The organism is Flavobacterium sp. FG68 (assembly GCF_057808895.1).
Window position 1 is genome coordinate 21,409 of sequence record NZ_JBMDIY010000009.1, and the last position, 14,490, is coordinate 35,898.

Below are 14,490 nucleotides of genomic sequence, written 5' to 3' on the forward strand. Positions count from 1 at the left end.
CCTTTATAATTTTAAAATATACAACAAATGCAAAGAAGAAAATTTATCCAAAACGCGGCATTATTTGGCAGTTTAGCCCTTATCGATCCAATGGAAATTATTGCAGGAACTAAAATGGTCAAAGATTTCCCTATTGTGAGGGTTGCAAAAGGTAAAAGGAATTTTGAAAGTGATTTTATAGAAAAAACAATCGCAGAATTTCAAAAGAATGTAAAAGACAAAGAACTAGGCTGGTTATTTAATAACTGTTTCCCAAATACACTTGACACCACAGTAACATTTTCTCAAAAAAACGGAAGGCCAGATACCTATGTAATTACCGGAGATATAGATGCTATGTGGCTTAGAGATAGTTCTGCGCAAGTATGGCCTTATATGGCTTTTGCAGGAAAAGATACAAAACTGAAAAACCTGATTGCAGGTGTCATAAACAGACAAACTGAATATATCCTGAAAGATCCGTATGCGAATGCATTTTATAACGATCCCAACAAAAAAGGGGAGTGGACAACAGATCACACTGATATGAAACCCGGAGTTCACGAAAGAAAGTATGAAATAGATTCACTTTGCTACCCAATTAGATTGGCTTATAATTATTGGAAAAATACCGGAGACACATCACCATTTGATGAAAATTGGGTAAAAGCCATTAAAACAACACTAAAAGTATTTAAAGAGCAACAGCAAAAAGACGGAAAAAATCCATACACGTTTCAAAGAACTACACAATTTGCAACAGATACGAGACCATTAAAAGGTTACGGATATCCGGTGAAACCAGTTGGTTTAGTGTGTTCGGCATTTAGACCAAGTGACGATGCAACCGTTTTTTCTTTTCTGATTCCTTCAAACTTTTTTATTGTAGCCAGTATGAAACAAGCTGCAGAAATGTTGGAATCCATTAAAAAAGATACAGCAACTGCACAGGAATTAAGAGCATTAGCTCAGGAAGTAGACAAAGCAATTAAAGAATACGGAGTTGTAAAACACCCAAAATACGGCGATATTTTTGCATTTGAAGTAGACGGTTTTGGCGGTCATTTATTGATGGATGATTCCAATGTGCCAAGTTTATTAAGCCTTCCGTATTTAGACGCCATTGATGTAAACGATCCAATTTATCAAAACACAAGAAAATTTGTCCTTTCAGAAGACAATCCGTTTTTCTTTAAAGGAAAAGTAGCCGAAGGAATAGGAGGTCCGCACGTAGGTATGGATATGATCTGGCCAATGTCATTGGTTATGAGAGCTTACACAACATCAGACCAAAATGAAATCAAAGAATGTATCAAAAAGTTAAAAGCATCACACGGAGATACTGGTTTTATGCACGAATCTTTTCATAAAGACGACGCTAAAAATTTCACCAGATCATGGTTTGCCTGGACAAATACCTTATTTGGTGAATTATTATGGGATACGTATCAAAAAAATCCAAAATTACTGGAGCTATAACTTATTTGTAAAACGTTTTAATTTTATATAAAATGATAAAATTCAACAAGAATATCGTTCTTGCAGCCCTTTCCATATCATTTTTTGGCTATAATGCGGCGGCACAAAAACCGGGCGGCGGACTTGCAAAAGGAAAATATACAGCTTTGGTAAATCCGTTTATAGGAACTGCACCTTTATTAGATACCAAAATAATTGGCTACACTCCGCCTGCAGATATGCGCGTATGGGCAGGATTGGTTTTTCCGGGTTCATCAGTTCCCAATGCAATGGTTCAGTTAAGTCCAATGACAAAATACAGATCGGGTGCAGGATATGAATACGAAGACACCGAAATTTTAGGATTTACACATACCAATAAAGGACATTGGAATTTATGCCATATTCCGCTTTTGCCTGTTTCAGAAGGAGCGTCATTTCCATACAAATCATCGTTTAGCCACGATCAGGAAAAAGGAAGTCCTGCGTATTATGAAGTCTATTTAAAAGACTATAATGTACAGGTAAAATTAACTTCAACATTGCGCTGTGGTATTCACGAATATACTTTTAAAAACAACAAAGGACGAAAAGTACTTTTTGATTTAGGAAGAGCCAATAATCACGTAGACGACTGGCAGATTAAACAAGAAGGATCAAATGCCGTAAACGGTTTTCAAAGAACCGGAGGCGAAAAAATATATTTCTACGCCACTTTAAGCAGCCCAATTGATAAAGTAGATATCAAAGATATCGCTAAAAGCAACGGTTATGCATTGGTAAACATTAAAGACGGTGACACAAAACCCGTAACAGTAAAAATAGCTTTATCATTTGTGAGCGTAGAAAATGCAAAAGAAAATTTAAAAGCTGAAGTTGGAGATAAAACCCTGACCAAAATTTTTGAAGAAGGAAGCACACAATGGGAAAACCTGCTTTCTAAAATTCAGGTAAAAGGCGGAACAGAGCAGCAAAATGTAATGTTTTACAGCATGTTGTACAGATCCTTTTTATGGCCTGCCTTAAGAAGCGACGTAAACGGACAATTTATCGACGAAGCAGGAAAAGTAAGAAAAGAAAATTACCATTATTACACACTTCCTTCATTATGGGACGATTACAGAAATAAACTCGTTTTATTAAGTATTTTTTCTCCGGAAGTTACCAGCGATGTAATCAGTTCAATTATCAACGAAGGAGAAATTAAAGGATTTATTCCAACATTTTTTCACGGAGATCACGCCGCATCTTTTATTGCAGGTTCGTACATGAGAGGAATCAGAAATTACGATGTTAAAAAAGCATACGAATTATTGCTGAATAACGCTTATAAAGAAGGCGGAATAAGACCTCATATTGCAGAATATATTGCCAAAGGATATGTGCCGGAACAAGATATTAAAGATCCAAAGATAGAAACCGTAGCAAATGCCGGCGTTACAAAAACGTTAGAATATGCTTACGACGATCACGCGCTTTCCTTATTAGCCAAAGAACTAAACGATACAGAACATTACAATGATCTGGTAAAACGTTCTAAAAATTATGCAAACGTATTCGATAAATCGACTACTTTTATGAGAGGAAAACTGGCAGATGGTTCATGGGTTACACCATTTAATCCGGAGTTTCCATATTATGAATACATGTACAGAGAAGCAAATGCATGGCAGGTTTCCTTTTTTACGCCACATGATATGCCGGGATTAGTAAAGCTTTACGGAGGCGCAAAACCTTTTGAAGCAAAACTCGACGAATTGTTTACAAAACCCTGGAACCCAAATTATATCGCCTGGAACATTTCTGGTTTTATCGGACAGTATTGTCACGGAAATCAGCCGGATCACGAAGCTCCATTTTCCTATTATTTTGTAAACAAGCCAGAAAAATCACAGCAACGAATAGACGAAATATTAGAAACAATGTACGGAATTGGCCCTGAAAAACTGGCCATGAGCGGTATGGATGATGCGGGCGAAATGTCTTCGTGGTATGTGTTTGGAGCACTGGGACTTTACCCGTTATCTCCTGCCGATCCTGAATATATTGTAACTGTTCCTATTTTTAAAGAAGTTTCGTGGACAACGCCGGCAGGCAAAAAAGTAACCATTAAAAATCCGAATGGAAAAAGAAATCTGGAAACGATAAAAGTAAACGGATATAAAATAGACGGCTATTTTATCTCTCACGATTTGTTTAAAAATGGTGGTGAAATACAACTTACAACAAAATAACAGCATTTTATAAATAAGAGATAACGTCCCATTTTTGTGGGACGTTATTCATATAAAAACGTTTTTTATGAAAAATATAAAATTATTTACATGCTTATTATTGCTTTTGGGAATTTCAAATGTGCATTCGCAGCAAACTAATTTTGAAGTTGCGTCGCCAAATGGCGAACTAAAAGTTTCGATTAATTTGAGTGATAAAATTTATTATTCAATTGCAGCAGGAAAAGAAGTTTTAACCTCAAAAAATCATTTGGCTTTAATTCTCAAAGATGAAACTTTAGGTACAAATCCAAAATTAAGCGGAAGCAAAACAGGAAAAATAAAAGAAGAAATTAAACCCGTAGTTCCGCTGAAATTTTCATCTGTTTCTGATAATTATAATTACTTATTGCTGAATTTTAAAGGAAACTATTCCGTAGAATTCAGGGCTTTTGATGAAGGAATTGCTTATCGGTTTATAACCGCGAAAAAAGGCGAAATTGAAGTAGTAAATGAGGATTTTGCAGTTAATTTCCCAGACGATTATGTACTGCATTTACAGCAGACAGGAAATTTTAAAACTTCTTATGAAGAAGCCTATTCACAAACGACAGTTAAAGATTGGAAACCTTCAGATAAAATGTCAACGCTTCCCATTTTAGTTGATACCAAAAAACAATACAAAATCCTAATAAGCGAATCTGATCTTTCTGATTATGCAGGAATGTTTTTAAAAGGCACAGGAAGTGGCGTTGTATCGACTTTCCCAAAAACACCTTTAGAATTTGGCCCAGACGGCGACCGAAGCCTTAAAGTTTTAAAAGAAGCCAATTACATAGCCAAAACACAAGGAACAAGAAATTTGCCGTGGCGTTATTTTGTAATTACAAAAAATGACAAACAACTGATAGAAAATACAATGACCTTGAAACTCGCTCCAAAAAGCGAACTAAAAGACGTTTCATGGATAAAACCCGGACAAGCCAGCTGGGAATGGTGGAATGGCGCAACTCCGTATGGCCCGGATGTTAATTTTGTTTCAGGATATAATTTAGATACGTATAAGTATTACATTGATTTTGCCTCAAAATTTGGTATAAAATATATCATTATGGATGAAGGCTGGGCAAATAGCACAGAAGATCCCTATTCGCCAAATCCAAACGTAAATGTTCAGGAACTTATTCGCTACGGAAAAGAAAAGAAAGTAGGTATAGTTTTATGGCTTACGTGGCTTACCGTTGAAAAAAACATGGAGCTTTTTAAAACTTTTAAAGAATGGGGAATTGCCGGAGTAAAAATTGACTTTATGGATCGCAGCGACCAAGTAATGGTGAATTATTATGAAAAAGTAGTAAAAGAAGCCGCTAAATATCAAATTTTTGTAGACTTTCACGGCGCGTTTAAACCATCTGGTTTAGAATATAAATACCCAAATTTAATCTCTTACGAGGGCGTAAGAGGAATGGAGCAAATGGACGGTTGTAAACCAGACAACAGTTTGTATTTTCCTTTTATGCGAAATGCTGTCGGCCCAATGGATTATACGCCGGGCGCCATGATCAGCATGCAGCCGGAAGTATACCGATCTGAAAGACCAAATTCTGCTAGTATTGGAACAAGAGCGTATCAGCTGGCTTTATTTGTAGTGTTTGAAAGTGGTTTGCAAATGCTGGCAGATAATCCAACTCTTTATTATCGCGAAAAAGAATGTACCGATTTTATCACTTCTGTCCCAACAACCTGGGATGAAACCAAAACATTAGAAGCCAACGCCGGACAATACGCCATTGTAGCCAAAAGAAAAGGAACAAAATGGTTCATTGGCGGAATCACAAACAGTACTGAAAAAGAGCGTTCTTTTGAAATAAAATTAGATTTTTTAACTTCAAAAAAATACAAATTAACCTCATTTGAAGACGGAATTAATGCCGGATATCAAGCAATGGATTACAGGAAAAAAAGTACCGAAGTCAGCAAAAATGATGTCCTGAAAATCAAAATGGTTAGAAATGGAGGCTGGGCTGCAGTTTTGGAAGAGATTTAAAACAAAGTAAATTTTTAAGGATATAACCAATTTAATTGTATTTGCGTTGTGATATTTGTTTAGTCCCTAACGGGACAATCTACCTGTTTGCCCTTATTGCTACCGATATAAAATCCCTACGGGATAAAACAACAAAATGTTGCATAATTTTTTGCAAACATTTCAATCGATTGTGTTCTATCCCGTAGGGATTTTATATCGGTAGCAAACATCAATTACCGCAATTATTTTGTTCCGTTAGGGACTACACCTTTAAAACGTATTAAAAAATAAAACCTAATGATAATACAGAATAAAAAAATCAATAAAACGCTATATCTGTTTTTCCTTTTTTTGTTAATGAGTTTCGCAGGCCATTCACAAACGCCTGTAAATCTCAAATGCGAACATTTGGTAAATCCATTAGGAATTGATGTTCAGGAACCAAGATTTTCCTGGCAGTTAAGCGGTAACAAGAATAATGTTTATCAAACTGCATATCAAATAGAAATAACCACAGATTCAATCGCTTTAAGCAAAGGAAAAGCAATCATTTGGAATACAGGAAAAGTAATTTCATCAGATATTTTAATCTCTTATAAAGGAGAATCCCTAAAATCTTTTACCACTTATTTCTGGAGAGTAAAAATTTGGGATCAGAATAACAAAACGCAAATTTCAAAAATTCAGCGTTTTGAAACTGCGATGCTTCAGCCTAATGATTGGAAAGGAAGCTGGATTTCAGATTCTCATGATATAAATTACAAGCCCGCTCCATATTTCAGAAAAGAAATTTCTACAGCAAAAACCATAAAATCAGCACGTGCGTATGTTGCCACAGCCGGATTATATGAGTTTTATGTAAACGGAAAAAAAGTTGGAAACCGAATGCTCGACCCAATGTTTACAAAATTTGACAGCCGAAATTTATATGCCACTTTAGACATTACATCACATTTACAAAAAGGAAAAAATGCTTTTGGAATTTTGTTAGGAAATGGCTGGTACAACCATCAATCGACCGCCGTTTGGCATTTTGACAAAACAATTTGGAGAAATCGTCCACGTTGTCTGGTAAACATCAGAATTACCTATTCTGATAATACAACGGAAACTATTGTTACCGATGAAACATGGAAAACAACAGACAGCCCAGTAATTTTCAACAGCATTTACACAGGCGAACATTATGATGCCCGTAAAGAAATCAGCAATTGGAACAAACCTGATTTTGACGACAGCAATTGGAATAAAGCAATAGTTGTAAAAGCACCGTCAACAAATTTGGTTTCTCAGCAATTGCATCCTATCCGGGTTACTGCTGAGTTGAAACCAACAAAAATTAATCGGGTAAATGATACTTTAACCGTATTTTCATTTCCGAGAAATATTGCAGGAACCGTTCGTTTTTCGATAAAAAATGCAGCTTCGGGAACTATTTTCAGAATAAAACATGCAGAACGTTTGTATCAAAACGGAATGGTTGATCTTTCTAATATCGATTTACATTATCGTCCTACAGACAATTCAGATCCTTTTCAAACGGATATTTATATTGCAAAAGGAAATTCTAATGAAAGTTTTTCTCCAAAATTCAATTACAAAGGATTTCAATTTGTAGAAGTTACCTCAAATAAACCTTTTAAATTAAATGATGATTCTCTTTTGGCTCTGGAAATGCACAGTGACGTTCCTTCTGTCGGAAAAATAAAAACTTCAAATAAAGTGTTTAATAAAATTTGGGAAGCTACAAACAGCAGTTATCTCGCTAATTTATTTGGTTATCCAACCGATTGTCCGCAGCGCGAAAAAAACGGATGGACAGGAGATGCACAAACCAATGTAGAAACCGGATTATATAATTTTGACGGCATTACGATTTACGAAAAATGGCTCGCCGATCATCAGGACGAGCAGCAGCCAGACGGCGGAATTTCTAATATTGTTCCAAATCCTGGAGCTTTTGGATATGAATTTGCAACGGGTCCGGACTGGACGAGTTCGATTGCGATTATTCCGTGGAAAATATATGAGTTTTACGGAGATTCCAGTTTGCTGACTAAAATGTATCCCAACATCAAAAAATATGTAGATTTAATTGATAAAAAATATCCAACAGGTATTACAGATTGGGGATTAGGCGATTGGGTTCCCGTTAAAAGCCAAAGTTCTAAACCGCTGACTTCGACAATGTATTATTATGCAGATGCTTTGATTTTAGCCAAAACGGCTAAACTCTTAGGGAAAGCAAGTGATGCCGAACACTATTTTAGATTAGCAGCAAAAATTAAAACGGCATTCAATCAGCAGTTTTTTAATCCGTCAACAAACTTATATGCGAGCGGAACACAAACCGAATTATCCGGTCCGCTTTATTGGGGATTAGTTCCTGATGAATTCAAACAAAAAGTAGCCGATAATCTTTATAAAAAAGTACAGGAAACTAATTTTCATCTGGATGTTGGTTTATTAGGAACGAAGTCTTTACTGAATGCGTTAAGCGAAAACGGTTATGCCGATGCGGCGTATAAAATTGCTTCTCAGGAAGATTTTCCGTCTTGGGGTTATTGGATAAAAAACGGGGCTACAACTTTGTATGAAAACTGGCCGCTGCATGTTGAAAAAAACGACGCATCTTTAAATCATATTATGTTTGGAGAAATAGGAGCGTGGATGTACAAAGGATTGGGCGGAATTTTTCCAGATGAAAATGCACCGGGTTTTAAGCATATTATACTAAAACCAAATTTTGTCAACGGACTTGAATATTTTGAATCAGAACATACATCTCCTTACGGCAAAATTGTATCGAACTGGAAACGGGAAAATAAAAATATCCTGTACAAAGTCATTGTTCCACCAAACTCCAATGCGAGTTTTTATTTAGATAAGAACAGCACTTTTACTTGTAATTCAAAAGATATCAATGTTACAAATGAAGGAATATATAAAGTGATTCAACTTAAATCCGGTTCTTATTCTTTTAAAATTACCGAAGAATAAAAACTTTAGATTCTATTAAAACAAAAAGCATTAGTAACGATTACTAATGCTTTTTTTTTATTTCTGGTTAACGAATTTAAATTCTTATTTCGAATTCAAATCAATTTCATAATTAAACGAAGTTGCTTTGGCATACACCAAATATTGTTCTAAAGGTTTTGGTCCGCATCCCCACGAACCAACGCCCAAGGTTTTATGTGAAATACACAAAACAGTTCCTTTACTTTTTGGTAAATCTATTTTGTATTCTACATTTTCCATTTCTTCATCGCTGTAGGGCAGCGCAGCAACCTGCAGTAAATCATCACCTTGTTTGATTGTTAAGCCTAAGCCATTTTGAGATTTTACATTTGCCCAGCGTACATCTTCATGATTTCCGGCTTCCATAGGTTTTTCATAAGGCGTTAATTGTTCGTTTACAGAACTGGAATAATGACCAATATCAAAACCGCTTTTGCGGTCAGGATAATTTTCCATTGGCCCGCGTCCTAAATAATCAAATTGGTTTAAATCTTTATCTAAAAATAAACGAACACCAATTCGGCCTAAAATCAAATTGGGATCATTAAAACTCACATCATTCGTGACTTTAATAGAACCGTTTCCGCTAATCGTATAAAAAACGTTGTGTATTACTTTAAAGTTTTCTTTGCCCGTTCCGGTTAAAGTCGCTTTGATTTCAAAACTGCCGCTCGATATTTTTTGTGTTTTTATGTTGGTTGCTGTCCATTTGATTTTTTGTAAACCATATTTATCCCAATTTTCATAAGCCCACATATCGTCTTTTCTGTGTGGTGCGCGCCATAAATGCAAAAGTGGCCCTCCATTTTCCTGCAAAAGATTTTTACCGTTTTTTTCAATTTTAGAAAACGTTCCTTTGTTTTTATCAAACTCAATTTTAAAATTACTTCCAATAAGCTGAATAAAGTTTTTACTGTTTTTTACAGATAAATCTGCTTCTGCAATATGTTGTAAAATTGACGGAACATAAACCGGAAGTTCGAATTGCTGTGAAGCTACTTCATAACCTTTATTTGCCCATAATTCATCTTCTGCAAGAGCAAATGAAATGCGTAAAAAATATTCTGAACCCGGTTTATACAAAATATCTAAAGGGATTTTGATCTCTTTTTCTTCACCAGGATTAATAGAACCCGTTTTTAAATCCCCTGAAGCTCTTAAATTGCCGTCTTGCGTTAATTCCCATGTAGCAGTAAGACTGTTTAAGTTCTTGGTTTCGTAACGGTTTTTAATCGTGAAAAGTCCATTTTTACTGTCTTTATCTACAATCGAAATCCATTGATATGCATGTTTTAATTCCGGATAATGGGGTTTTATTGATCTATCGGAAAAAACAACGCCTTTATGAATAAAATACTGATCGTTTGGGTATTCGCCAAAACCACCACCAAAAGCCGTTATAGGATGTTTAGGATCACGATTGTTGTAAATTCCCTGATCCTGCCATTCCCAGATAGCACCGCCAAGTAAAGCCGGATATTTATCAAATAAATCATTGTAGATATCTACAGATCCCATCGAATTAAACATCGCATGCGCATATTCGCATAAATAAAATGGTTTAGATAAAGAAGCATCATTAGCATGTTTTTCTAAATTAAAAACATCCGTATACATTTGGCTGTCAATATCTGCCGGATTATTCAACGCAATACCAAAGCCTTCATAATGCGTAGGTCTGGTTGGATCTATTTCTTTAATCGTTCTTAAAGCCGTTCTAAAGTTTACTCCGCCCGTTCCGTTTTCATTCCCCAAAGACCAGATCAATACTGAAGGATGATTTTTAAAATTTTCCGTATTCGCCACATTTCGATCAACAATTGCCGCTTTCATTCGCGGTTCATCATTAAATTCATTCATGGCGCCATGACATTCAACATTAGCTTCGGCAACAAGATAAAGACCATATTGATCGCATAATTCATACCATCGCGGATCATTAGAATAATGGCTCGTTCTCACATGGTTACAGTTGGCTTGTTTGATTAAAAGAATATCTTTTATCATTTGCTCTTCTGTAACGGCGTGTCCGTCGTCCGGCCAGTTTTCATGGCGATTAACGCCTTTTAATTTTATTGCTGTGCCATTTACAGTAAACAATCTGCCTTTAATTTCAATTTTTCTAAAACCTGTTTTTGATGATAAGGTTTCGATTGTATTTTTTCCTTCTTTTAAATTGATGACGGTTGTGTAAAGAGAAGGCGTTTCTGCAGTCCATTTTTTAGGATTGCTGACATGAAAAGCGACATCAACCGTAATTTCCTGACCCGGTTTTAAAGTCGGGATATTTTTCTTCCCAACAGCTTTACTCACAGGATTTTCTCCATCGTAAAGAACAGCTTCAATTAAGCGGGGTTTTGTTGCTGTATTTCCGTAGTTTTTAATCTTAGAAGTAACAATAACTTCGGCATCTTTATAATTTTTATCCAGATTTGTTTTGATGAAATAATCTCTAATATGCTGCTGCGGTGTACTCCAAAGCGTTACATTTCTAAAAATTCCGCTCAATCGCCACATATCCTGATCTTCTAAATAACTTCCGGTTGTAAAACGGTATACTTCAACAGCAAGAGTATTTTTTCCGGCAACAAGATATTTCGTTAAGTCAAATTCTGCAGCATTACGGCTGTTTACGCCATAACCTACTTTTTTACCATTTGCCCAAATAAAGAAACCGGCATCAACACCATCAAAAGTGATTAAAATGCGTCTTCCTTTCCAGTTTTCGGGAACAGTAAAATCACGGCGGTAACTTCCCACAGGATTTCTTTCGTGAAACGCCGTAAATTTTTCGGGCGGCGTACTCATAACTTTTGGAAAGTCTTTCTGAAAAATATAATTGTAATTGCTGTAATAAGGCGTTCCGTAACCTTCAATCTGCCAGTTTGAAGGGACTTTTATTTCCTTCCATTTCGATACATCATAATCTGTTTTATAAAAGTTTACCGGACGTTTTTGCGGCCAGTCGACCCAGTTGAATTTCCACATTCCGTTTAAACTTTTACTATAAGTAGAAGCATATCGGTTAGCTGCAAGTGCTTCTTTAAGTGAAGCATAAGGCATTAAGGTTGTATGAGCAGCTTCTTTATTTATGCCAATGTTTTCCGGATCTTCAATTTCTTTCGGAACTTTGGCAGTATCCTGAGCAGAAAGGTTTTGTTCTAATTTTTGAAAGGCAAAAATTGAATTTTGGTTCAGGATCACAATTAAAAATAATAAAATTTTGGAAGCTTGATTTTTTAATAATGGTGGCATCATAAATTTAAAATTTCGGTCATTAGTTATCATTATGCTGTTTATTAATTTAAAGAAATAGTTTCTTTTAATCGAATGTCTTTTGATGAAGCACCAATTAAAATTTCAAACTCTCCTGCATCATAACCAAAATCTTTTAGAGCTGTTTTGTAATACGAAAAAGCACTTTCGTCCAGCGTTATTTTGAACTCTTTGGTTTGCCCTTTTTTCAAAAACATTTTGCTAAATCCTTTTAATTCTTTCACAGGTCTTTCGACTGGAGAAATGATATCGCGAACATATAATTGTGCCGCTTCTGCGCCATCTGCATTCCCTGTGCTTTTTACCTTAAAAGTAACATTAGCAGATATTTTACCCTCGTTTTGCTGTATGGAAACTTTAAGATCGCTGTATTGAAAACTCGTGTAAGATAATCCAAAACCAAAAGCAAACTGCGGTTCAATATTATTTTTATCATAATGCCTGTAACCTACAAATATACCTTCTTTATATTGCACTCTTTTATCATTATCGGTATCATAATAATTGTTGTAAGTGGCATTGTCTTTCCAGCTTTTTTCGAAACTTACCGGAAGTTTTCCACTCGGATTTACTTTTCCCAGTAAAATTTCAGCCAATGCTGTACCGCCTTCCTGCCCGGCATAAAAAGTATGAACCAGACCTTTAATGCTTGGAAGCCAGTTTTGCATATACACATTTCCTCCGGCATTTAAAACCACAATAGTATTAGGATTTGCTTTTGTAACTACTTTTATCAGTTCTTCCTGAGCTTCCGGAAGTTCAAAAGGTCTTTCGTCTCCTTCATGTTCAATCTGCTGGTTAAAACCTACGCAAAGAATAGCAATATCGGCTTCGGAAGCTAGTTTTATGGCCTCGTTGAAATTTTCTTCTTTTGGTTCAAACCAGGCAAATGTTATGGAAGCGTCTCCGCTATTTTCATAATATTCAAGTCTTACTTTGTATTCTGTATCAGCATTTAAAGTAAGTTCAGCATTTTTTTCAATAGGGCCGTGATCGCTCCAATAATCCAGCACAATTTTGTCGTTGATAAACAGTCTGTAGCCGTCATCGCCTCGAACAGCAAATTTATAAACAGCAGTTTTTGTTGGTTTGATAACGCCTGTCCATCTTACGGAAAAATTATCCTGACCCATTCCGATAACATTTGGAGTCTGAACCCATGAGAAATCGACAATTTTATCATTTCTAACTTCCAACGGAATTCCTGATAAATCTTTATTATTGAAATATTCTGCTTTCAAACCAACAGTTTGAGAACCCGGTTCTAAATAAAATACAGATTGTTCAGACAAGGCATTCAAACTCGGAATCCCCATTGCATACGTTACAGTGCTGTTTTTTGCAGCAGTTTTAAATCCGTTATAATAGGAGCTAAAATGAAAAGGTTCTGTTTGAGAACTTCCGCCGCCTGCATTAAATGAATTGGCGTTTGGTCCGATAAAAGCAATCTTTTTAGTTTTTGCCAAATTGATAAGAAGAATGTTATTCTCATTTTTTAGAAGAATAATTCCTTCCTGAGCTATTTTTAAAGCAGCTTTGGCACTTTTAGGATCATCTTTCGGAATACTTTCATCAGTTTGTTTTCGGTCAAAAAAACCGTAGCTGAAACAAACTCTTAAAATTCGTGAAACCTTATCATTTAAAGTTGTTTCCTGAAGTTCACCACTTTTTAAAGCGGGCAGAAGTAATGTTGGAAGCATATGTTCATCGCCCGGCATTTCGAGGTCTGTTCCGTTTTTAAATGCTGCAATTCCGTCATGAACGCCGCCCCAGTCAGACATTAAAATGCCGTCGAATTTCCAGTCTTTTTTTAGAATATCTAAATTCAAATGTGCATTTTGCGAAGTATGTTCGCCGTTTAACAAGTTATAACTGTTCATAACCGCGCCGACTTTTGCTTTTTGTACCGCGGCTTTAAAAGCAGGCAGATAAATTTCGTGAAGGGTTCGTTCATCAATATCCGAAGAAACAAAATTTCGATCGTATTCCTGATTGTTGGCAGCAAAATGTTTTACAGTTGCCACCACACGCTGACTTTGAACTCCTTTTATATAATTAACGGCTAACGCTGCTGAGAGAAACGGATCTTCTCCCAAATATTCAAAGTTACGTCCCGTCATAGGCGCGCGTGCGATATTTACGCCGGGACCCAAAAGAAAATTGATACCTCTGGAACGTGAATCTCTTCCTAATGCAACGCCCAGATCGTAAACCAAACTGGTATTCCATGTAGCGGCATTCATTACGCTGGCAGGGTAGGCAGTGCTTTTTCCGTACGATTTGGTTCCTACAGGCCCGTCACTCATTTTAAATTGTGGAATTCCTAACCGTTTGATTTCTTTGGTATACATCCAGTTGGTACCGTTTATGTAATTTACTTTTTCCTCCAGCGTCATGCGTCCCAGTAAATCTTTGACCCGTTCTTCAACGGGCGCTTTGGGGTCTTTGTAGACTTGTGCATTCAAGGCAAATGTTGTGGTTAACAAGCCTATGATAATTGTTTTTTTCATGTGG

6 protein-coding genes are annotated in these 14,490 nt (G+C 36.1%); 4 read left to right on the forward strand and 2 right to left on the reverse strand.

Annotated elements, in window-relative coordinates; genetic code table 11:
• Positions 1–27 precede the first annotated feature (27 nt).
• The 4 genes from ACODSB_RS07705 to ACODSB_RS07720 all read left to right on the forward strand — a co-directional run bounded on the left by ACODSB_RS07705 (position 28) and on the right by ACODSB_RS07720 (position 8,679).
• The gene (locus tag ACODSB_RS07705) at positions 28–1,458 is read left to right on the forward strand and encodes a glycoside hydrolase family 125 protein (RefSeq protein WP_488936604.1); all 1,431 of its coding nucleotides are present in this window, start codon (positions 28–30) and stop codon (positions 1,456–1,458) included.
• 32 nt (positions 1,459–1,490) lie between these two features.
• Positions 1,491–3,671, forward strand: coding sequence for a GH92 family glycosyl hydrolase (locus tag ACODSB_RS07710; RefSeq protein WP_488936605.1), 2,181 nt, complete (start codon positions 1,491–1,493; stop codon positions 3,669–3,671).
• Positions 3,672–3,738: 67 nt separating this feature from the next.
• On the forward strand, positions 3,739–5,697 hold the full coding sequence (locus ACODSB_RS07715) for a glycoside hydrolase family 97 protein (protein WP_488936606.1): 1,959 nt from the start codon (positions 3,739–3,741) through the stop codon (positions 5,695–5,697).
• A gap of 279 nt (positions 5,698–5,976) precedes the next feature.
• Positions 5,977–8,679: an alpha-L-rhamnosidase gene (locus ACODSB_RS07720; protein WP_488936607.1), complete on the forward strand. Its 2,703-nt coding sequence runs from the start codon at positions 5,977–5,979 to the stop codon at positions 8,677–8,679.
• An 84-nt stretch (positions 8,680–8,763) separates the two neighbouring features.
• Here the strand turns inward: ACODSB_RS07720 and ACODSB_RS07725 are convergent, their stop codons facing one another.
• Both ACODSB_RS07725 and ACODSB_RS07730 read right to left on the reverse strand, forming a co-directional pair.
• Positions 8,764–11,958 (reverse strand): glycoside hydrolase family 2 TIM barrel-domain containing protein, encoded by a 3,195-nt coding sequence (locus tag ACODSB_RS07725; RefSeq protein WP_488936608.1) that lies wholly within the window; start codon positions 11,956–11,958, stop codon positions 8,764–8,766.
• A 41-nt stretch (positions 11,959–11,999) separates the two neighbouring features.
• The gene (locus ACODSB_RS07730) at positions 12,000–14,486 is read right to left on the reverse strand and encodes a beta-glucosidase (RefSeq protein WP_488936609.1); all 2,487 of its coding nucleotides are present in this window, start codon (positions 14,484–14,486) and stop codon (positions 12,000–12,002) included.
• Positions 14,487–14,490: the final 4 nt, after the last annotated feature.

Bases quoted from the DNA above. Each gene is read 5' to 3' on its own strand.
- ACODSB_RS07705 (WP_488936604.1), top strand. From the start codon at position 28: ATGCAAAGAAGAAAATTTATCCAAAACGCGGCATTATTTGGCAGTTTA.
- ACODSB_RS07720 (WP_488936607.1), top strand. From the start codon at position 5,977: ATGATAATACAGAATAAAAAAATCAATAAAACGCTATATCTGTTTTTC.
- ACODSB_RS07725 (WP_488936608.1), bottom strand. From the start codon at position 11,958: ATGATGCCACCATTATTAAAAAATCAAGCTTCCAAAATTTTATTATTT.
- ACODSB_RS07730 (WP_488936609.1), bottom strand. From the start codon at position 14,486: ATGAAAAAAACAATTATCATAGGCTTGTTAACCACAACATTTGCCTTG.
- ACODSB_RS07710 (WP_488936605.1), top strand. From the start codon at position 1,491: ATGATAAAATTCAACAAGAATATCGTTCTTGCAGCCCTTTCCATATCA.
- ACODSB_RS07715 (WP_488936606.1), top strand. From the start codon at position 3,739: ATGAAAAATATAAAATTATTTACATGCTTATTATTGCTTTTGGGAATT.